Origin of the sequence: Arenibacter amylolyticus, from assembly GCF_002150785.1 — a bacterium.
Taxonomy (GTDB): domain Bacteria; phylum Bacteroidota; class Bacteroidia; order Flavobacteriales; family Flavobacteriaceae; genus Arenibacter; species Arenibacter amylolyticus.
Genome location: NZ_MTAZ01000005.1, coordinates 35049 through 56693 on the forward strand (window position 1 = coordinate 35049; position 21645 = coordinate 56693).

Here is a 21645-nt window from a genome sequence, read left to right on the forward strand (position 1 = left end):
AATCACACTTCCAAAATTAAAGAGAAATGGCAAGATATACAGGACCAAAAACAAAGATCGCCCGTAAATTCGGGGAAGCGATTTTCGGAGACGATAAAGCTTTTGAGAAAAGAAATTATCCTCCTGGACAACATGGTAACAACAGACGCCGTGGTAAAAAGTCCGAATATGCTATCCAGTTAATGGAAAAGCAAAAAGCAAAATACACCTACGGTATTTTGGAAAAACAATTTAGAAACATATTTGGAAAGGCCAACAGAAGTGGTGGAGTTACCGGTGAGGTATTGCTTCAGCTTTGTGAGTCCCGTCTAGATAATGTGGTTTACAGAATGGGGATTGCTCCTACTAGAAGCGCAGCCAGACAATTGGTTTCCCACAGACACATTACCGTGAACGGCGAATTGGTAAATATTCCTTCTTATACCCTAAAGCCAGGTGATGTTGTAGGAGTAAGGGAAAAATCTAAATCCCTAAAAGCCATTGTAGAATCTTTGGACGCCAATTCTAAGGTGTACGAGTGGATTACATGGAATTCAGAAAAAAAGGAGGGTAGTTTTGTTGCCATCCCAGAAAGAATGCAAATTCCGGAAAACATAAAAGAACAATTAATAGTTGAGTTATACTCTAAATAAAACAACACTGATCCAATTATGGCATTATTAAATTTTCAGAAGCCCGATAAAGTTATAATGATTGATTCCTCCGATTTCGAAGGCAAATTTGAATTTCGTCCGTTGGAACCAGGTTATGGCCTTACTATTGGGAACGCATTAAGAAGGGTTCTGCTTTCCTCGTTGGAAGGTTTCGCTATCACTTCAGTCAGAATTGATAAGGTAGAGCACGAGTTTTCTGTAATTTCAGGTGTTGTTGAAGACGTTACCGAAATCATCCTTAACTTAAAGCAAGTTCGCTTTAAGAGGCAGATCGAAGACGTGGACAGTGAGACAGTTTCCATTTCCATTAGTGGAAAAGAGCAGTTAACAGCAGGTGACTTTCAAAAGTTTATCTCTGGTTACCAGGTATTGAACCCAGATTTAGTTATCTGTAATATGGAGTCCTCGGTAAACCTTAACATGGATATTGTCATTGAAAAAGGCAGGGGCTATGTGCCAGCAGAGGAAAACAAGAAATCCAACGCCATGTTGGGGACCATTGCAGTAGATTCTATATTTACACCTATTAAAAACGTAAAGTATAGTATCGAAAACTTTAGGGTAGAACAGAAAACGGATTACGAAAAATTGGTTTTCGAAATTGTTACCGATGGCTCTATCCACCCGAAAGACGCTTTAACGGAAGGGGCGAAAGTTCTTATTCACCACTTTATGTTGTTTTCGGATGAGCGTATTACTTTGGAAGCCGATGAGATTGCGCAAACAGAGACCTATGATGAGGAATCTTTGCACATGCGTCAGCTTTTAAAGACTAAATTGGTAGATTTGGATCTTTCCGTAAGGGCACTTAACTGCTTAAAAGCAGCTGAAGTGGATTCTTTGGGAGACTTGGTTGCCTATAACAAAAACGATTTAATGAAGTTTAGAAACTTTGGAAAAAAATCCTTGACCGAATTGGAAGAATTGGTGATGAACAAAGGATTAAGTTTCGGAATGGACTTATCAAAATATAAATTGGATAAAGATTAATACCGCTTTTTAAGAATGGGATAACCCTATCTACGAAAAGTTTATAGAAAAGTACAATGAGACACGGCAAAAAAGTTAATCATTTAGGAAGAAAGACAGCCCATAGAAGCGCGATGTTGGCTAACATGGCCTGTTCTTTAATAGAGCACAAGAGAATTAATACAACTGTTGCTAAGGCGAAAGCTTTAAAGCAGTTTGTAGAGCCATTGATCACTAGGTCTAAGGCAGAGAACAATCAAACTCTTGAGAAAGGAACCCACAACCGCCGTATCGCTTTTAAAAACCTTCGCGATAAAAATGCAATTACCGAACTTTTCGGGACTGTAGCGGAGAAAGTAGGCGATAGACCAGGTGGGTATACCAGAATTATTAAGCTGGGTAACCGTTTGGGGGATAATGCTGATATGGCGATGATAGAATTGGTGGATTTCAACGAAATCTACAATGCTGACAAGCCTAAGAAGCAAAAAACTACCAGAAGAGGTAGAGGAGCTAAAAAGGCTGCTACGCCCGAAGCACCTGCTACTAACACTGAAGCAAAAGCGGATACGGATTCTAAAGCAGAACCTAAAGGTGATGATTCCAAAGAATAAGTCAGCTTTTAAATAATACTATTTTTTAAAAAGGATAAGCCTTAAAGCTTATCCTTTTTTTATATCAAATAATCCGGTTTTCTCGTAACTTTGTGGCTGCGAGTGCTATAGCCGGCTAGGGAAAGCATCCAACTATATATCATTTTGTCAATTTAATAAAGGGAACACTAGTAAATGAAGTATCAATCAAGAAAAAAAGCAATTTTGTTATTGGCCGATGGAACTATATTTCACGGCAAGTCTGTAGGTGACAAAGAAGGAACGGTCTTTGGAGAGGCGTGCTTTAATACCGGAATGACCGGATATCAGGAAATATTCACTGATCCTTCCTATTACGGGCAGATCATGGTAACAAGCAATGCCCATATTGGCAATTATGGTACACGTGACGAAGAAGTAGAATCTGATACGGTACAAATAGCTGGTTTGGTATGCAAGAATTTCAGTTATAACTATTCCAGGGATCTATCCGATGCAAGTTTGTTAGAGTTTATGGAGAAGAGCAATTTGTTTGCCATATCCGATGTAGATACCCGTGCTTTGGTAGGTTATATTAGAGATCATGGAGCCATGAACGCCGTTATGACCACCGATGTTAACAATATTGAAGAATTAAAAAAGCAGCTGGCCGAAGTGCCTAATATGGAAGGTTTGGAACTGGCTTCCAAAGTTTCTACCAAAGAAGCTTATTACTTTGGTGAGGAAACTGCAAAGTATAGGATTGCAGCTTTGGATATTGGGATTAAAAGGAATATTCTTAGAAACCTAGCCAAAAGGGATGCTTATATAAAGGTGTTTCCTTACAACGCTACCTTCGAGGAAATGAGTGAATGGAATCCGGATGGATATTTTATTTCTAATGGACCTGGAGATCCAGATCCTTTGCACGAAGCCGTAGCAGCTGCTAAGAAAATGATCGAATCTGGTAAGCCAGTATTTGGTATTTGCCTTGGACATCAGGTGTTGGCTTTGGCTAACGAGGTGTCTACTTATAAAATGCATAACGGACATAGGGGTATTAACCACCCGGTTATGAACCTATTGACAGGGAAAGGGGAAATCACTTCCCAAAATCATGGTTTTGCGGTGAATAAGGAAGAAGCAGAGGCTAATCCTAATTTAGAGTTGACCCATGTGCATCTAAATGACAATACCTTGGCTGGGATGAGGATAAAGGGGAAGGATGTATTTTCGGTTCAATACCACCCAGAAGCTAGTCCAGGACCCAATGATGCCAATTACCTATTTGATCAATTCTTAGAAATGATCCAATCTGCATCCAACTAAAACGATAGAGTCCCATAATAGGCCCTAAAACGGCTATTTGGGCGATAATAATAGGGAGGAACGGGCTTCCTTTACTATATTTGCATAATAAATTAAATAAAATTAAAATTACGATATATGAGTATCATCCTAAGCGTTCATGCAAGACAAATTCTTGATTCTAGAGGTAATCCTACGGTAGAAGTAGATGTAATCACCGAAAATGGTATTATGGGTAGGGCTGCTGTTCCATCCGGAGCTTCTACTGGAGAGCACGAGGCCGTTGAGTTGCGTGATGGAGGCAAGACTTTTATGGGCAAAGGGGTATCACAGGCGGTAGAAAATGTGAATACCGTGATTGCTGAAGAAATATTGGGTATGTCCGTTTTTGAGCAGAACTTGGTAGACCAGGTGATGATCGACTTGGACGGTACGCCAAACAAATCAAAACTGGGAGCTAACGCCATTCTAGGTGTATCTTTGGCAGTAGCCAAGGCGGCAGCAAATGAATTGGGACTTTCCCTTTTTAGATATGTAGGAGGGGTAAGTGCAAACACTTTGCCTGTGCCTATGATGAATATAATTAACGGTGGTTCTCACTCCGATGCCCCGATCGCTTTTCAGGAATTTATGGTGATGCCCATTAAGGCAAAAAGTTTTTCCCACGCTATGCAGATGGGAACCGAAATTTTCCACCACCTAAAAGACGTTCTTCACGAAAGAGGGTTAAGTACAGCTGTAGGTGATGAAGGTGGTTTTGCACCTAATCTTGCAGGAGGTACCGAAGATGCTTTGGACACCATAGCTAAAGCAGTAGAAAAAGCAGGCTATAAATTAGGAGACGAAGTAATGATCGCCTTGGATTGTGCTGCTGCAGAATTCTACGTGGATGGTAAATATGACTATACTAAATTTGAAGGAGACAAGGGAGTGGTAAGAACCTCTGAGGAACAAGCTCAATACTTGGCAGATCTAAGCGCCAAATACCCTATCCTTTCCATTGAAGACGGTATGGATGAAAACGATTGGGATGGTTGGAAAGCCCTGACCGAAAAAATTGGGGATAAGGTACAATTAGTAGGAGACGATTTGTTTGTTACTAATGTTGAGCGTTTATCCAGAGGAATTAAAGAGGGTATCGCAAACTCCATTTTGATTAAGGTAAACCAGATTGGAACACTTACCGAAACTATAGCAGCTATCAATATGGCTAAGAATGCAGGATTTACCTCCGTAATGTCGCACCGTTCAGGAGAGACTGAGGACAATACCATTGCAGATCTTGCCGTTGCACTGAACACCGGACAGATTAAAACAGGTTCTGCCTCAAGGTCCGATAGGATGGCAAAATATAACCAGTTGCTTAGAATTGAAGAGGAATTGGGAACTGTGGCCTATTATCCGCAGAGAAATGCTTTTAACATTTAATAGCTTTTCTTTTAATTGCAACAATAAAAAAATGCCATTCAAAACTTGAATGGCATTTTTTATTAATTAAATCGAGCTATTGTTATTATATCAGAAATAAATATTTATATTATACTTTATTAACCAACCCTTTAAAATAACCTATGATCAACTTTCTATTTGTATCCGCAGAGAACGATGGCATTGCTAGATGCAAGGCGGGTGGAATGGGGGATGTGGTCCGTGATGTACCACGACATATTTCTGGGCGCGGAGATGCTGCGCATATCGTTGTGCCTTCCTATTCCAGGCTACACCAAAACGGAACGCTGGTGGGGACCATGTCTCTTAATCTAAGGGGGATGGAATATTTGGCGGAACTATATAAAGTTCCTCCGAAGAGGGAGTTTGATAATGTGCATCACTATGTTGTACATCATCCGGAAATAACCGCAGGGGAAATAGGTCATATCTACCATGACGATCCTGAGGAGGCTTTCTATACCGACAATGTAAAATACACCATTTTTTGTACAGCGGTTGCCGAAGCTATAAAGTTGGGGTACTTTGGCGAGCTAGATATTGTGCATATGCACGACTGGCACTCTAGTCTTTTACTGTTCTTAAAAACGTACCACCCGGATTACACCGATTTAAAGAAGATGCGTTTTGTGTATACCATACACAATCTCGCTATTCAAGGGATAAGACCCTTCTACAATAACTATTCGTCCTTGTCCCATTGGTTTCCAAATATCCCTATTGATGAGGAAGCCTTAAGGGACCATCGTTACCAAGACTGTATTAACCTTATGGCCGTAGGGATTCGGCTTGCAGATGCTGTGCATACCGTATCTCCCTCCTATAAGGAAGATGTGCTGTTGCCTAGCAATCCGCCAGAGTTTATTGGGGGAGAAGGATTGGAAACGGATCTGCAGCAAGCGAATAACGAAGGAAGGCTGTTTGGAATCTTAAATGGTGCCAACTACAATAATATTAGGGTAGCAGAAACAGGTTTTATTTATAGAAATATTGTAAAAGCCCTTTTTGGATGGCTACAAGACGAGAATAAAAAATATAAGGCCGACTTCCTTGCCCATACAGGAGAGAAGGTAATGAGGTATGTTTCCAATAGGCCTAAATTTATCATCTCTAGTGTGGCCAGATTAACAGAACAGAAGTTTTACTTTTTTAAGCGATCTCCAGAAGCATTTGAAGAAATTCTGGAAAAATTGAAAAAGGTTGATGGAATTTTTATGCTCTTGGGAACTGGGGCGCCAGATTATGAGCAACTGTTTCGCGAGTTGAGCTATAAGCACGAAAACTTTATTTTTACCAACGGACAGTCCGAAGACCTTATAGATTCTATTTATCTGGAAACCGACCTTTACTTTATGCCCAGCTTATTTGAGCCATGCGGAATAAGTCAGATGTTGTCCATGCGAAATGGAAATCCCTGTTTGGTTCATAACACTGGGGGGCTAAAGGATACTGTGGAACATATGAAAACTGGTTTTAGTTTTGATGGGGACACCTATGATGAGAAGATCAAAAACATGTTGGAAGTGACAGAACAGGCAATTGACATTTTTATCAACGATAAACCAAAATGGAAGAAGATAGGGGCCAACGCCAAAAAAATGAGATTTACCTGGGAAAAATCCTTGGATGAATACTATAAATATTTGTATTCCATTAATCCATAAATAAAGGCTCCGCTTTTATTAAATCGATTTCATAATAATTTGTAAAATAAGAAATCCTGAATTGTTAAACTTAGGTGTTTTTAGTAATTTTACCGTTAATCAAAAAAATAGGAAGCTAAGAAATGTCAAATAACGCAAGATTGGAATATGCTGGAAAAAGTTACGAATTTCCAGTGATAAAAGGTACTGAGAATGAATTGGCCATCGATATAAAAACTATGCGTTCCGCTACGGGAATGATCACTATCGATCCTGGCTATAAGAATACGGGCTCTTGTCAAAGTGCCATTACGTTTCTGGACGGGGAAAAAGGCATGTTGCGGTACAGAGGGTATTCCATTGAAGAATTAGCGGAAAAGGCAGATTTTTTAGAAGTGGCCTATTTGTTGATTTTTGGGGAATTGCCCAATCAAGAGGAACTCAACAAATTTCATAACGATATTAAGGGAGAGTCTCATGTAGATGAGGAGATGAAGAAAATTTTGGACGGTTTTCCAAAATCGGCGCACCCCATGGGAGTGCTTACTAGTTTAACTTCTGCTTTGATTGCATTTAACCCCAGCTCTGTGAATGTATCCTCCGAAAAGGAGATGTATTGGGCCATTGTAAGAATCTTGGCAAAATTTCCCGTACTGGTAGCATGGACCTTAAGAAAGAAAAAAGGCCTTCCGTTAGATTATGGGGATGATACCTTGGGCTATGTGGAGAACATCCATAAGATGATGTTTAAAAGACCCAACCACCAATATGAAAAGAACAAGGTGGTCATCGATGCCCTGGATAAATTATTGATCCTACATGCAGACCACGAGCAGAACTGCTCCACCTCTACCGTACGTATGGTGGGGTCGTCTCACGCGGGGCTGTTTGCCTCCTTGTCCGCAGGGATCGCTGCATTATGGGGTCCTTTGCACGGTGGGGCTAATCAAGCCGTATTGGAGATGCTAGAGGCTATTGCGGCCGATGGTGGGGATACCAAGAAATATATGAACAAGGCCAAGGATAAAAACGATCCATTTAGATTAATGGGCTTTGGGCATAGAGTATATAAGAATTTTGATCCAAGGGCTAGAATAATAAAAAAGGCAGCAGACGAGGTGTTGAGTGATCTTGGGTTGGAAGATCCTATTTTGGATATTGCCAAAGGCTTGGAAAAAGAAGCACTGGAAGATTCCTATTTTGTAGATAGAAAATTATATCCAAACGTAGATTTTTATTCTGGAATCATCTACAGGTCGCTAGGAATTCCAACTGAAATGTTCACGGTAATGTTTGCCTTGGGCCGTTTACCGGGGTGGATTGCCCAGTGGAGGGAAATGAGGTTGAACAACGAACCTATAGGTCGTCCTAGACAGGTATACGTTGGGCATCCGTCCAGGGAGTTTGTAGAATTGGATAAAAGATAATAGGACCCCCTATTGATTACACTGCCCCAAGTATTTAAAATGCTTGGGGCAGGTTATTTATAAGCATAAGTATTTTATATTTGATTAAAAATCGGCAATGATAAAGTTGAATATTAAGGACGAGACTTCAAGTTTAAAGTCGGTGGTGTTGGGAACAGCAGTTCATAGCGGTCCAGTCCCCTTGGCAGAGGAGGCGTATGATCCAAAGTCGTTACAGCACATTCTAGCGGGTACCTATCCCAAGGAGGAAGATATGATAGGTGAAATAGCGGCCTTTACCGCGGTCTTGGAAAAACATAATGTACAAGTGTTTAGTCCGAAGGTCATTGCAAATTGCAACCAGATCTTTGCTAGGGATATCGCCTTTGTCATAGAAGATAAGTTGATTAAAGCAAATATCCTTCCAGACAGGGAAAGAGAGTTCGATGCTATAAAATACGTCCTAAAGAAAATACATGAAGACCAAATTATTTACCCTCCTAAGGAGGTTCATATAGAAGGCGGGGATGTAATGCCGTGGAACGATCATATATTTATAGGCACTTATACCGGGCCGGATTATGCCGATTATATAACCGCTAGAACCAATAAAGCGGCTGTGGAATTTTTAAAGGAAAAGTTTCCGAATAAGACGGTTAAGGCCTTCGAACTTCGTAAATCCAACACCAATCCCAAGGAAAATGCCCTGCATTTGGATTGTTGTTTTCAGCCCATAGGTAGGGATATGGCAATTTTGCATAAAAATGGATTCTTGGTAGAAGAGGAATACCAATGGTTGGTAGATTACTTTGGGAAAGACAAGGTATTTGAGATTACCAAAGAGGAGATGTATAATATGATGAGCAATGTTTTTTCCATTTCGCCAACCGTGGTGGTGTCGGAGCGTAATTTTACCAGGTTAAACAACTGGCTTAGGGACCGTGGGATAACCGTAGAGGAAATTCCCTATGCGGAAGTTTCCAAACAGGGAGGTTTGCTTAGGTGTAGCACCTTACCACTGGTTAGGGAGTAGCTTATGTGGATGCCACAACGTGTTGCGTATTTCCTATAAAAATGGACAGTGGTACCAGTAAAGTGGGGGAGGCTAAAGGCTTATTTTATACAAAATCAATAGTACTCCATTTACAGGAATAAAAGATATCTTTGCCCCGGCTTAAAACGGTGGCCATGGACAGTTTAAGGTCCGTTGCCAGCCAAATTATCATTCCAATTCAATTCGTTTAGGTTTAGTGTTTCAATTTTTTAAAAATTAAAATAATGCAGATTACCAATAACATTCTTATGATCCGTCCGGTAAATTTTCGGATGAACGAGCAGACTGCAGTAAACAATTACTTTCAGGAAGATATTGATTTAAAAAATAAAGAGATAAATAGTAGGGCCCAGGCAGAGTTCGATGCCTTTGTACGTGTGCTAAGGGAAAAGGGTGTAAACGTAATTGTAATGGAAGATAGGAAGGAGGTAGATACTCCAGATGCAGTGTTCCCTAACAATTGGATATCTTTTCATGAAGATGGTACTGTGGGACTTTATCCCTTATTTGCGGAAAATAGGAGAAAGGAGCGTAGGGAGGATGTTTTGGATGTTTTGGAGGAAAAAGGTTTTGTTATCCGTAATATTATGGATTATACCGCTGCAGAGGCCGAAGAATTGTTCCTTGAGGCTACCGGGGTTATGATCTTGGATAGGGAAAACCAAAAGGCGTATTGTGCCCTTTCCCAGCGTGCAGATGAGGATCTTTTAATAGAATTTTGTGAGGATTTTGAGTTTACTCCTGTAGTATTTACCGCTTACCAATCTGTAAATGGAGGAAGGAAACCAATTTATCACACCAATGTTATGATGTGCTTGGCAGAAACCTTTGCCGTTATCTGCTTGGATTCGATAGATGATAACAAGGAAAAGAAAAATGTGGTTTCCCATTTAAAGAAAGATGGAAAGGAAATTATCGCTATTACCGAGGCGCAAATGCACCAATTTGCCGGCAATATGCTTCAAGTGTTGGGAATGGGGAATAAGCGACTTCTTGTGATGAGTACCACTGCTTATGAGAGCCTTAGGCCCGACCAGATTGCAGCGATCGAAAAACATTGTGAAATTGTACACAGTTCCTTGGATACCATTGAAACCTGTGGGGGAGGAAGTGCAAGATGCATGATGGCAGAGGTGTTTTTGCCAAAAGAATAGTCTTTTTGACTCAAAATTTAATAGGCTTCCTAATTTAGGCTATTCTCATGCCCGGATCTAGGAAGCCTTTTTTGTATTATCAACTGCCTTAGAAATAATAGGGTCATAAATATCATGAAAAAGGCAAAGGGTAGGGAGGTGATGATCAATAACTTTTGTGCCGCTACCAACACATCTACCGCTGGTTTGGCATTTCCCAAAAGAATCATGGCAACGGTAGTAAGAAATAGGAAAATAGACCAAAGCAGGCGATGTAATTTTTTCGGGTTTTTGTTCCCCTTATCCGAAAACATGCTCAATACATAAACTGCAGAATCTACCGAAGTAACCAAGAATCCGATTAAGAGTACAATGGTGGTCAAGTTTAATAGGGTGGCCATGGGGTAATTGGCAAAGAATATAAATAGGGAGGAAAATACCCCGCTAAACTCCCCCTGGTAACCACCCCAGCCCTCTATGAGTTGAAAGGCCGAGCTTCCAAAAACGGAAAACCAGAAAAATGTTCCCAAACTAGGGACAATTAATACTCCCAATGACAATTGTCGCAAGGTGCGTCCTTTGGATATGCGTGCAATGAAAATTCCTGTAAAAGGAGCCCAGGCAATCCAAAATGCCCAATAGTAATAGGTCCAGTCCGTTAAAAATGCAATGCCCGGATCATAGTCTCCATAGGCTAAACTCATAGGGATAAAATCTATGAAATATTGCCAAGTAGCTTTGAAAAAATTTATAAGAACCATATTGATATCGCTGTTGAAAAAAGTAAATAACAACAAGGCAAGGGTAATTCGGATGTTTATTTTAGAGATTACTTTTATCCCTCTCTTAACACCGTTCCAGGCAGAATATAGGGCAAGGGAAGAGATAAGTGTGGTTAATAATAAGGTGGCATATAGTCCGTTATTTGCAGAGAATACATGGTTTATTCCCCCATTTATCTGAGTAGTACCCAGGCCAATGGCGGCTACCAGACCAAATACCGTGGTAATAATGGTTAAAATATCGATGCCCAGTTTTATGGGCTTTTGGGATACTGCGTCTTCAAGAGTGGCGCTTACCAATACCTTTCGTTTTTTTGTGAAAAGGAAATAGCCGATGACCATTGCGAAAAGTCCGTAAAATGCCCAAGCCGTAAAGCCCCATTGATAAAAGGTGTAGGTTAAGGCAAGGATGTCTGGGGTGGCCTGGGAAGCGTAGGGTGGATGTTGTTGCATAAAAACAGGTTCTTGTACCGCCCGTAATAATATACCGGCGCCCATCCCGGCACTGTACAACATGGCAATCCATGCCCAAAAACTATGCTCCGGAAACTGTGAAGATTTTCCAAGTCTGATGCTCCCTAAGGGGGACAAGGCAATGCCCAATAGTAAGAGCACACAGCCTAAGCCTAAATAGAGATAAAAGGCTCCAAAATAATTTCGTACCCAAAGTGAGGTTGCTTCTATGGTGTTGTAGGTAGCCTCGGTAGCTAGGAACACCGTTAAAATCAGGAGGGTTAAGATCCCGATTGAAATGGAGAGTAGTGGGTTTTTAAAAATGGATCTGAGTGCCTTAATTTTTTTCTCGATTAATAGTTTACGGAGTCTAACTGCCCTTATAATTAATACGTGTTTCCAAGATGTAAATTGTTGTTTTCATAGAAACTGGTGTCAATTGAAAAATTAGGAATTAGAGGTCTTCAATGGAAGTGGGGGAATTGTCTGCCCTATATCCCAGCATCTTAGTAAAAAACTTCTGTATTGCCTTGGTGTCTGCTTTTATCTGAATATAATACTCGTCCCTGTAAATGGTATATAGTCCCAAATCCGTTTTGTATAGCGATAATTTATAATAGGGGATAATGAGTCCGAAGGTCTCCAATAAAGATCTAAATCGTATAATGATTCCCTGAGGGCGGAGTTCTATATTGCAAGTATTTGTGTTATTGTCTAAGAGCAGTAAATTCTTTATTTGACTACTGCTGTCCACGATAAACAGTTTGGGAGAGCCTATACCGTTTAGGGCAAACCGTTCTTTTATAGTAAATGGCTTGCCTACTTCCTTGTCTATTTTTCGCAAGACTTCTTTATTGTTATAGGAAACGTTGAGTAGCATTCTAGTTTGTTTTTTCCCTACTAGGGCTTTTGTTAGGGCGTTATAGCATATAAAGTTAAAGAAATCTTCTTACTTCCATGGCTGTATGGGTACATCATCTCGTAGTAACAAGAAAATTGTTTAATTTTGCAGGCTTAAACACCAGAACTTAATGAACATTCAAGAAATCTTATCCCAGAAGGTAAAGGAAGCAGTATCCGAAATATATCAGGTAGAATTGCCCACGGTAGAGTTTCAACCTACCCGTAAGGATTTTGCCGGGGACCTAACGGTCGTTATTTTCCCCATGTTGAGGGTGGTGAAAGGAAACCCTGTGCAAATAGGGGAGCAAATAGGTCAGTACTTAAAAGATAAGGTAGAAGAAGTTCAGGATTTTAATGTGGTAAAAGGGTTTCTTAACATCATTATCAGTGATGCCTATTACCTTCAGTTCTTTAAAGGAATATTACCTAATCCAGACTTTGGTTTGGTAGGCCAAGAACAAGATAAGGCTGTTATGGTGGAGTACTCCTCGCCAAATACCAATAAACCCCTCCATTTGGGACATGTTAGAAATAATCTGTTGGGATATTCGGTGGCCGAAATTCTAAAAGCAGCTGGGAAAAAGGTATATAAAACCCAAATAATTAATGACAGGGGAATCCATATTTGTAAAAGTATGGTGGCTTGGCAACATTTTGGTAATGGGGAAACTCCGGAAAGTACCGGACTCAAAGGCGATAAGTTGGTAGGTAATTATTACGTGGCCTTCGATAAAGCTTATAAGTCGCAAATAGAGGATATGGTGGCCCAAGGTGTAGATAAGGAGGTGGCAGAGAAAGAAGCGCCTATTTTATCGGAAGCTCAGGAAATGCTAAGAAAATGGGAGGCAGGAGATCCAGAAGTGGTTAAGTTGTGGGAAACCATGAATTCCTGGGTCTATGATGGTTTTGATGTGACCTATAAAAATCTAGGAGTAGATTTTGATCAACTATATTATGAAAGTGATACCTATCTATTAGGTAAGGATTTTGTGGAAGACGGATTAAAAAGAGGTGTTTTTTACAGGAAGGACGATGGTAGTGTGTGGATAGACCTTACCGATGAGGGCCTCGATGAAAAGATTGTGCTTAGATCCGATGGTACTGCGGTTTATATGACCCAAGATATTGGAACTGCCATACAACGGGTAAAAGATAATCCAGACGTTGGTGGAATGGTTTATACCGTAGGGAACGAACAGGACTATCATTTTAAAGTACTCTTCCTGATCTTAAAAAAGTTGGGCTTCAATTGGGCAGACAACTTGTACCATTTAAGTTATGGGATGGTAGACTTGCCAAGTGGGAAGATGAAAAGTAGGGAGGGAACTGTAGTAGATGCCGATGAGTTGATGGAGGATATGGCCCGTACTGCCGCCGATATTTCCGAGGAACTTGGTAAGTTGGAAGATTATTCGGAAGAGGAGAAGCAAGAGCTCTATAAAATTATTGGGATGGGAGCTCTTAAATATTACATTCTAAAGGTAGATCCCAAAAAACGCATCCTATTTAATCCGGAGGAATCAGTAGATTTTCAAGGAAATACAGGGCCGTTTATACAGTATACCTACGCAAGAATCCAATCTATTCTAAGAAAAGGAAAGGAATTGAACCTAAATGCCTCTGAGCCATCAAATTTGGTTGAAATGCATGAGAAGGAAAAGGAGCTTATAAAGCAACTTCAATTATTTCCTGAAACCATACAGCTTGCCGCAGAAAATTTTAGTCCGGCTTTAATAGCAAATTATACCTACGACCTGGTGAAAGAGTTTAACTCCTTTTATCAAAACGTATCCATTTTAGGGGAGTCGGATGAAAATAAACGGATTTTCAGAATTCAACTGTCAAAAAAGGTAAGCGAGGTTATTAGCACTGCTTTTGGGCTTTTGGGAATCCAAGTGCCAGAAAGAATGTAGGCTTTTTCATGTTCATTTCCTAGTTAGTAAAGCGGGATGGGCTGTCTAATGGTGACCTTTTGGATACCTCTGGGTCTTTAGTGTATTTTCTATTTATTCTTTCTAAATTGCGGAATCAATATTAAATCCCGGTAAGGGGCGATTGCGTAAATTTTGCTAAAGAGACCTTTAATTTTATATTTCATCAGCTTGCTGATCCTTCCCTTGATGGGGAAGGGCGTTGCGCAAGAATACTCCCTGCTTTCCGAGGAAGATAAGTGGAAGCTTAGGTTGCGTTCGCACGTCTTAATCGATATTGATGAGGTGAAAGACTCCAACTTAGCTACCATAATGCAGGGGAAGGCTCCGCTGGCTGTGTATGTCCCAGAAGCCAGAGAACAATACCAGAGCTTTTTAAAACAGCTAGTTTCAGGGAAGGATGCCGTGTTGTTATGGGGCGGTAATTCCTTAAAGAATTTGGATTTCTCTATTGATAGTGTATCTGTAGTGCCCATAGATCTGGTAGATGCCCTGCCGTGGAATGGAAAGGCTAAAGAAGTAGATTCCTTGCAGTTTACTGTGAGTAAAGAGCTAAGCTTGGTGGTGCTGAAGAATGAGCACCCTATGAAGGACAGTCTCTTGTTGCAACTTTGGAGAGCAATGGGCAGGGTGCCTAACTTTCTACAAGTAGACCCGTCCAAATTCTTAGGGGCCGATAGTTTGGTACAGGAGTTAAATAAGGTGAAACGGGTTTTTGGGACGGTGAATTCCAAAACGGGACCCTTAAAGGATGTAGGGTTCAAGAATCATAAAAACCTACGGGTGAACGCCTATTTTAGTCTTCCAATGGAAGCTGTGGATGATTTGCCGGTGTTTATCCCCTATAAAGCAGGATATTATTTCTCCCCAGACATTATTCGTACCACGGCAGATAATAGTGGCAATTTAAAAGAGTTTGTCGGCTTTCCTTTAGACCCAGAGTATGGGCTTACCGATCATTTTTCTTTCAGTCCTACGATTAGGAATATTAGCAGAAAAAATAATAAGGAGCTTATTGTAAATAAGGTTCAATTAGAGGAAGATAGAAATCGTGCTACGGTTGGCTATTTTAATGATGGCGCTTATGTGGATGCCGGTCTGGATAGTAGAATGGCCTTGCAAGGTAGTTTTACCATCGCAGCATGGATCAAACCAACTGTCCTCAGTAACAACAACAGTATTTTGGGCAAGGGGGAGAATTTTGTGTTAAAGCTACATAAAGGCTTTCTTACTTTCACAATGGCCGATATAAAAGACTATATCTCCCGCTCCTCTCCGGTCCCGGTGGACCAATGGACTCATGTAGCCCTAGTGCATTCCAAATGGAACCACGAGCTTTCCTTTTTTATAAACGGGGTGCAGACAGATAAAATCCAGTTGATTGAGGATTATGATACCTCGGACTATAACTTGGTGGTAGGGAGTAATTTGTGGCAAGAGTTTTTCATCGGTTATCTAGATGATATTAAAATATGGGATCGGGAACTTAATCCCTCTGAAATAAAAGAGGAATTCAAGGGAGACTCCATCGCGAAGGCCAAGGGGTTAAGCGGATTTCTTATACCACTAATTGTGATAGGGCTGCTCCTGTTGGTGTTTTCGCTGTATAGTTATTGGAGAAGAAAACGGACCATAGGGAAGGCTGGCGAGCCCGTTGCTACTTCTATAGTAGCTGCAAGGCAGGTAAATCCTAATGTGGAGCAGGAACGTGCGACCTTTGTGGAGAGTATCCACTGCTTTGGTCCTCTTAAGATTATCTTAGGAGACGGGGCCGATATCGCAAAAAAGCTTTCCCCTAAGCTTAAACAGCTCTTTCTTGTTGTGCTGTTGTATAGTGTGGGGGATAGGAAGGGGATTAGCACCAAAAAACTTACCGAATATCTTTGGCCTGGAATGAGTCCAAGCAGGGCCAAAAATACCCGAGGGACCAATATTCAGAATCTAAGGGCAATATTGGCTGCTTCCACTACCATTCAATTGGTCTTTAAGGATAGGCACTGGGTGCTAGAAATAGGGGATGACTGTTTCTGTGAATACAGGGAGGTGCTCTATTACCTAGATTTCTTCCTTAAGACGGATATTGGGGTTATGCAATTAGAGAAAATCTTGCCAAAACTACTGACTATCCTTAAGGAAGAACGCTTTTTGGCGAATATAGAGGATGCTTGGTTAGATCCCTTTGTGGAAGAATTAAGTAATAGGGTATTGGAAGTCTGCCAAGAAGTTGTATCCAAGTTATCGTTGGAGGAACATCAGGTACTACTCCAAGATTTGGCGCAAGTGATGTATATCTATGACGATTTAAATGAAAATGCCCTGCAGTTAAAATTAAAAATACTAATTCTCCAAGGGAAACTAAGTACAGCCCATTCGGTCTATGACAAATTTTCCAAATTGTATCAAAAACTTTACGGGGAAACTTACCCTGTGAAATTTGAGGAGATCGTTGGAAATTCTATGGTCTAATCCTCATTTTGTGAATGGTTTTTAGAAACATTTCACTTTTCCTGTAAATATTACCCCAAATATTACCCCTATTTTTACGCAGTGTGGTGTTTCTTTGACGAAGTAAATAGCACATATTCATATAATTAATAGAAATAGTATAGGAATCGATGAAGAAAAATTCAACAAGCCGGAGGGATTTCGTAAGAAAATCCCTTGTGGCAGCTGCAGGGATCAGTATTATTCCAAGACATGTAATGGGGGGAACCAATTTTATAGCCCCAAGTGACCAATTAACAAAAGCGGTTATTGGAGTAGGAGGCATGGGACAAGGCCATTTAACTTATGAAGGAACCAGACTATTGGCCATTTGTGATGCCGATGCCAATCACTTGGCCAATACCCTAAAAAAGGTTGGTAGTGGGGTAACCGGATATCGCGATTTTCGTGAGGTGTTGCAGCGCCCGGATGTCGATATCGTACATATTGCCACACCACCGCATTGGCACGGATTAATGTCTATTATGGCTGCAGAGGCTGGTAAGGACGTTTGGTGCGAAAAACCAATGACCAGAACCATTGGGGAAGGTAAAAAAGTGGTGGAGGCCATGGAACAACACGGGAAAATGTTCCGTTTAAATACTTGGTTCCGATTTAAAGATAACTTTTACGGCATGGGTACCCCAGTAAGAAAATTAAAGAAGGTAGTAGATAGTGGTGCCTTGGGATGGCCGCTAAAAGTTACCATTAGTGGGGTTACTGGGTTTAACTGGAAATTCTATTGGGTGGGAAAGGAAAATTTAACCCCGCAGCCCGTACCTTCAGAGTTAGATTACAATATGTGGTTGGGTCCAGCTCCGGAGAAGCCGTATCACCCACACAGGGTACATGGTACTTTTAGAGGGTATTGGGATTATGACGGTGGTGGTCTTGGCGATATGGGCCAGCACTACATAGATCCTGTGCAGTATTTCCTAGGGAAGGATAATACCAGCCCGGTAAAAGTGGAAGTAGATGCCCCAGAACAACATTATGATGCCATCGGTACCTGGAGAAAAGTAGTCTATACGTATGCAGATGGATGTCAAATTATTCTTGATGGAGAGAACAAAGACAAGGATGCTGCCTATATAGAAGGACCTAATGGAAAGATCTATAACGGATTTAAGTCTACCATCCCAAATATTGAAGGTTTAATCAATAGTATGCCCGATCCTGAAGAGCAGATTACCGAATTCTCGGAATCGGTAAGAACGAGACAGAAATTTGCCTTGAACGAGGTAAACGGCCATAGATCTTGTACTGTTGTAAATATGGGGCTTATTGCCTTGCGTTTAGGACGTACCTTAGAGTTTGATCCGGTGAAGCAGGAATTTATCAATGATGAGGAGGCCAATAGACTGATCGATCAACCCATGAGAACCTCTTGGGCATATTAATCAATAAGAAGAATTTATACGATGAATAATTTATATAAAACCATAAGTGTGCTATTGTTGTTCGTTAGCGCACAAGTTATCAATGCACAGGACAACAGAACCTTAGATACCAAGGTTGCTGATATTTTGGCACAATTGCCAACGGAAGATTTGGAGCATTCCGATCGATTGATGCAAGAGCTTATAGAACTAGGGGAAAATGGAATACTGAAATTTACCGATAGGTTAATTCCCCTGGGAACAGGAGATGATACCAAAGTACGATACGCCATAAACAGCCTAGCAATTTATAGCGGTGGATTGCAGCCTGCGATAGAAAACGGCGTAGTAGAAAATGCGTTGTTAAAAGCGCTGAATAAGGCTTCGGACCATGAGGTGAAAACCTTTCTTATAGATAGACTCATCTATTGCGGGACAGATGCTTCGGTAGCGACCTTAAGCGAATTGCTAAAGAACGATGCACTTTATAAGCCAGTTCTTGCTGCCCTTACTTCTATCGGAACAGAGAATGCTGCCAATGCCATATTGGATGCTGCCAATTATGCGGCAGGGGATAAGTTGGCCGACTTGCTTCATGCCTTGGGAACGCTAGAGTTTGCTCCTGCAGTTGATGCCATATACACGGCACTTTCTTCCTCTTCTAAGGCAGTGCAGCAGCAAGGCTTAATGGCACTGGCCAATATTGCAAGTCCTGCTTCTTACGAAGTGCTAGAAAAATGGGCTGCCAAGTCTAACTTTCAATTAGACGACACCAAAAGTATTATAGCCTTTATCCATTATGGAAATACCCTCCAGAAACAAGCTAATAAGGCCTTGAGTAATAAGGTTGCCAATACCCTGCTTAAAGAATGCAAGAGCGAGGATCAATTGCATTTTAGGTCTGCCGGAGTGCACATCTTAAATAAAAATGAAGGTAGGGGTGCTACTAGAATATTGCTGAAGGAATCCAGAAATAAAAATACCGCCTATGTAGGTGCTGTTTTGGATGCTGCGGGGGAAGAGTTATCATCTGCTGAGGTGGCCAAATGGGCAAAACAATATAGGAGGGCTGCTGCGGAAACCAAGCCCTTACTTATCAGAATGCTAGCCAAAAACAAGGAAGAGGTAGTGTTTCAATCGGTTCTCCTAAGAGCTGTGAAGGATAAGGATGTTGCGGTGCGTATTGCCGGAATTAAAGCATTGTCTTACCAGGACAAATCCAAGGCTTTGCCCGTATTGTTCAACAGTTTATTAACTGCCAAATCTCCTAAAGCCTTATTGGCTATTGAAGAAACCTTGTTGAGGTTGGTTAGCGCAGAGGACAACCAGTTGTTGGCAGATCAACTGGCCGTAGTAGGAGAAGAAGCCAAGGTAGTATTGGTAAATGTATTGTCGGCCAGAGATGCCAAGGAGCAGTTTAATACCCTTCTTTCGCTACTAAATCAAGGAAGTGAAAAAGTGAATACAGCCGTTTACCAAGCTCTGCCGTCCATAAGTGCGGAAAAAGATTTACCTGTACTATTAGGACTGCTTAGTAAAACGGATCAAGAGAATCAAATAGGAAACGTTCAGCGAGCGTTGCTTCAAATTGTAAATAATGGGAACGGTAAATTCTCCAATACCCTATACGAGGCATACGATGCAGCATCGGATAAGACTAAGTTGTTGCCGGTGTTGGCTTCCTTAAGTAGTGATAAGGCATTGAAGTTGGTTTCCCATCAATTGTCTACTGGGAAAGATAAGGAAAAGATAGTTGCTCTTAACGCCCTATCCAATTGGAAGAATAATGATGCCATTCCCTACCTATTTCAGTCGGTGAAAAACGCCAAGGAAGGGGAGATCAGAAAAAAATCTTTTGGAAATTATCTTACCAAAGTAGTCCGCTCCAACTATCCTGACGATCAAAAATTGCTTTTGATTAGGAAATTGATGCCCGAGGCACAAAACACAGGGGAAAAACAACAGGTATTGAGGGCTGCAAGAAATGTGAAGACCTTCCTTTCTTTGGTCTTTGTGTCCGAGTACCTAAATGATGAGGAGCTGGTTACTACAGCCTCTAATGCGGCTATTGCCATCGCGCTACCGACCCCAGGTAAGAATAATGGCCTTAGTGGGGATGTGGTGCGTGATATTGTTTCTAGGAGCGTAGATAACTTAACCGGTCCTGATAGCCAGTATATTAAAATTGACGTAAGGGAGTTTTTAAATAATATGTCCAATGACCCAGGTTTTCTTTCCATTTTTAATGGAAAAGACTTTACAGGTTGGGAAGGCTTGGTGCAAAACCCGATTGCACGATCCAAAATGTCTGCCAAGCAACTGGCAAGGGAGCAGGCAAAAGCCAATGAGCAGATGATGAGGGATTGGTATATAGAGGATGGTGTTATTGGTTTTAAAGGAGAAGGATATAACAATATCTGTACGATTAAGGATTATGGCGATTTTGAAATGATCATAGACTGGAAAATTACCAATGGTGGGGATTCCGGAATTTACTTAAGAGGTACTCCACAAGTACAGATTTGGGATACTGCCCTAGTAAAAGTAGGCGCCCAAGTAGGGTCTGGCGGACTCTATAATAACCAGAAGCACGAGAGCGATCCGTTGGTGGTTGCAGATAATCCGGTGGATGAGTGGAATACGTTTAGAATTAAGATGGTAGGAGAACGGGTTACCGTTTATCTAAATGGGGTGCTGGTAACGGATAATGTAGTTTTAGAAAACTACTGGGATCGTAGCCAATCCATCTTTCCAAAAGAAGCCATAGAATTGCAGGCGCACGGAGAAGATCTCGGTTTTAGAAATATCTACGTAAGGGAAATAAGCTCTGGAGGCGATCAATTGTCCGATGCTGAAAAGAAAGACGGATTTAAATCGTTGCTTACTGGAAAGGAATTGGACCATTGGACGGGAAATAAAACCGATTATATTGTGGAAAACAATGAGTTGCTGGTGCGCCCAAAACAAGGAGGCCATGGTAACCTATATACCATCGAAGAGTATTCGGATTTTATCTTTAGGTTCGATTTTAAACTAACTCCTGGTGCTAACAATGGTTTAGGGATTCATGCCCCTCTTACCGGAGATGTTGCCTATGTAGGGAAAGAATTGCAGATCTTGGACGATACTGCCGAGATATATGCCAACTTAGAGCCCTACCAGTACCATGGTTCGGTATATGGGATTATGGCTGCCCAAAGAGGCGCATTAAATCCGGTTGGGGAATGGAATTCCCAAGAGGTGATTGTAAAGGGAGATCATATAAAGATTACCCTAAACGGAAAAGTAATCTTGGACGGGAATATAAAGGAGGCCACCAAAAATGGGACCTTGGATAAAAAAGATCACCCAGGATTGTTAAGGAAAAAAGGACATATCGCTTTTCTGGGACATGGCTCAGAACTAGCCTTTAGAAACATTAGAATAAAGGATCTGTCCAAATAAATTATACTATAAATATATAATCGGAGGTTTCGGGAATGTTCCCGGGACCTCCGATTTTTTTATAGCTATCCTGGCAGAATCA

At 41.1% G+C, this 21645-nt stretch carries 15 protein-coding genes; 13 read left to right on the plus strand and 2 right to left on the minus strand.

Going from position 1 to position 21645, the window contains the following annotated elements:
• The first annotated feature begins 26 nt into the window (after positions 1 to 26).
• The 9 genes from rpsD to ctlX all read left to right on the plus strand — a co-directional run bounded on the left by rpsD (position 27) and on the right by ctlX (position 10208).
• The gene (gene rpsD, locus BV214_RS03295) at positions 27 to 632 is read left to right on the plus strand and encodes a 30S ribosomal protein S4 (protein WP_086476067.1); all 606 of its coding nucleotides are present in this window, start codon (positions 27 to 29) and stop codon (positions 630 to 632) included.
• A gap of 18 nt (positions 633 to 650) precedes the next feature.
• Positions 651 to 1643 carry a DNA-directed RNA polymerase subunit alpha gene (locus BV214_RS03300; RefSeq protein ID WP_086476068.1) on the plus strand — a complete coding sequence of 331 codons (993 nt, stop codon included), beginning with the start codon at positions 651 to 653 and terminating at the stop codon, positions 1641 to 1643.
• 56 nt (positions 1644 to 1699) lie between these two features.
• A complete protein-coding gene (rplQ, locus tag BV214_RS03305; protein ID WP_086476069.1) occupies positions 1700 to 2236 on the plus strand; it encodes a 50S ribosomal protein L17 in 537 nt (178 codons plus the stop codon).
• Positions 2237 to 2410: 174 nt separating this feature from the next.
• A complete protein-coding gene (gene carA / locus BV214_RS03310) occupies positions 2411 to 3523 on the plus strand; it encodes a glutamine-hydrolyzing carbamoyl-phosphate synthase small subunit (RefSeq protein ID WP_086476070.1) in 1113 nt (370 codons plus the stop codon).
• Positions 3524 to 3640: 117 nt separating this feature from the next.
• On the plus strand, positions 3641 to 4930 hold the full coding sequence (eno, locus tag BV214_RS03315) for a phosphopyruvate hydratase (RefSeq protein ID WP_086476071.1): 1290 nt from the start codon (positions 3641 to 3643) through the stop codon (positions 4928 to 4930).
• 143 nt (positions 4931 to 5073) lie between these two features.
• On the plus strand, positions 5074 to 6615 hold the full coding sequence (locus BV214_RS03320; protein WP_086476072.1) for a glycogen synthase: 1542 nt from the start codon (positions 5074 to 5076) through the stop codon (positions 6613 to 6615).
• A gap of 122 nt (positions 6616 to 6737) precedes the next feature.
• Positions 6738 to 8021 carry a citrate synthase gene (locus BV214_RS03325; RefSeq protein WP_086476073.1) on the plus strand — a complete coding sequence of 428 codons (1284 nt, stop codon included), beginning with the start codon at positions 6738 to 6740 and terminating at the stop codon, positions 8019 to 8021.
• 97 nt (positions 8022 to 8118) lie between these two features.
• Positions 8119 to 9033, plus strand: a complete 915-nt coding sequence (locus BV214_RS03330) for a dimethylarginine dimethylaminohydrolase family protein (RefSeq protein WP_086476074.1) — start codon at positions 8119 to 8121, stop codon at positions 9031 to 9033.
• 245 nt (positions 9034 to 9278) lie between these two features.
• Complete coding sequence (gene ctlX / locus BV214_RS03335; RefSeq protein WP_086476075.1) at positions 9279 to 10208, plus strand: citrulline utilization hydrolase CtlX; 930 nt, start codon at positions 9279 to 9281, stop codon at positions 10206 to 10208.
• Positions 10209 to 10237: 29 nt separating this feature from the next.
• Here ctlX and BV214_RS03340 read toward each other — a convergent pair whose 3' ends face one another.
• Entirely contained in the window at positions 10238 to 11809 is a 1572-nt protein-coding gene (locus tag BV214_RS03340; RefSeq protein ID WP_317045161.1) for a BCCT family transporter, read from the minus strand.
• Positions 11810 to 11876: 67 nt separating this feature from the next.
• Positions 11877 to 12302 (minus strand): hypothetical protein, encoded by a 426-nt coding sequence (locus tag BV214_RS03345; protein WP_086476077.1) that lies wholly within the window; start codon positions 12300 to 12302, stop codon positions 11877 to 11879.
• A gap of 151 nt (positions 12303 to 12453) precedes the next feature.
• Here BV214_RS03345 and argS point away from each other — a divergent pair, with 151 nt between their 5' ends.
• From argS to BV214_RS03365, 4 genes are all read left to right on the plus strand, one after another.
• Positions 12454 to 14238, plus strand: a complete 1785-nt coding sequence (gene argS, locus BV214_RS03350; RefSeq protein ID WP_086476078.1) for an arginine--tRNA ligase — start codon at positions 12454 to 12456, stop codon at positions 14236 to 14238.
• A 153-nt stretch (positions 14239 to 14391) separates the two neighbouring features.
• A complete protein-coding gene (locus BV214_RS03355) occupies positions 14392 to 16722 on the plus strand; it encodes a LamG-like jellyroll fold domain-containing protein (protein ID WP_140157710.1) in 2331 nt (776 codons plus the stop codon).
• A gap of 149 nt (positions 16723 to 16871) precedes the next feature.
• Complete coding sequence (locus tag BV214_RS03360; protein WP_086476080.1) at positions 16872 to 18140, plus strand: Gfo/Idh/MocA family oxidoreductase; 1269 nt, start codon at positions 16872 to 16874, stop codon at positions 18138 to 18140.
• 21 nt (positions 18141 to 18161) lie between these two features.
• Positions 18162 to 21563, plus strand: coding sequence for a DUF1080 domain-containing protein (locus tag BV214_RS03365; protein WP_086476081.1), 3402 nt, complete (start codon positions 18162 to 18164; stop codon positions 21561 to 21563).
• Positions 21564 to 21645 lie beyond the last annotated feature (82 nt).

Excerpts from the sequence above, each read along its gene's own strand:
- rpsD (WP_086476067.1), top strand. The coding sequence starts at position 27 with ATGGCAAGATATACAGGACCAAAAACAAAGATCGCCCGTAAATTCGGG.
- BV214_RS03300 (WP_086476068.1), top strand. The coding sequence starts at position 651 with ATGGCATTATTAAATTTTCAGAAGCCCGATAAAGTTATAATGATTGAT.
- rplQ (WP_086476069.1), top strand. The coding sequence starts at position 1,700 with ATGAGACACGGCAAAAAAGTTAATCATTTAGGAAGAAAGACAGCCCAT.
- carA (WP_086476070.1), top strand. The coding sequence starts at position 2,411 with ATGAAGTATCAATCAAGAAAAAAAGCAATTTTGTTATTGGCCGATGGA.
- eno (WP_086476071.1), top strand. The coding sequence starts at position 3,641 with ATGAGTATCATCCTAAGCGTTCATGCAAGACAAATTCTTGATTCTAGA.
- BV214_RS03320 (WP_086476072.1), top strand. The coding sequence starts at position 5,074 with ATGATCAACTTTCTATTTGTATCCGCAGAGAACGATGGCATTGCTAGA.
- BV214_RS03325 (WP_086476073.1), top strand. The coding sequence starts at position 6,738 with ATGTCAAATAACGCAAGATTGGAATATGCTGGAAAAAGTTACGAATTT.
- BV214_RS03330 (WP_086476074.1), top strand. The coding sequence starts at position 8,119 with ATGATAAAGTTGAATATTAAGGACGAGACTTCAAGTTTAAAGTCGGTG.
- ctlX (WP_086476075.1), top strand. The coding sequence starts at position 9,279 with ATGCAGATTACCAATAACATTCTTATGATCCGTCCGGTAAATTTTCGG.
- BV214_RS03345 (WP_086476077.1), bottom strand. The coding sequence starts at position 12,302 with ATGCTACTCAACGTTTCCTATAACAATAAAGAAGTCTTGCGAAAAATA.
- argS (WP_086476078.1), top strand. The coding sequence starts at position 12,454 with ATGAACATTCAAGAAATCTTATCCCAGAAGGTAAAGGAAGCAGTATCC.
- BV214_RS03360 (WP_086476080.1), top strand. The coding sequence starts at position 16,872 with ATGAAGAAAAATTCAACAAGCCGGAGGGATTTCGTAAGAAAATCCCTT.
- BV214_RS03365 (WP_086476081.1), top strand. The coding sequence starts at position 18,162 with ATGAATAATTTATATAAAACCATAAGTGTGCTATTGTTGTTCGTTAGC.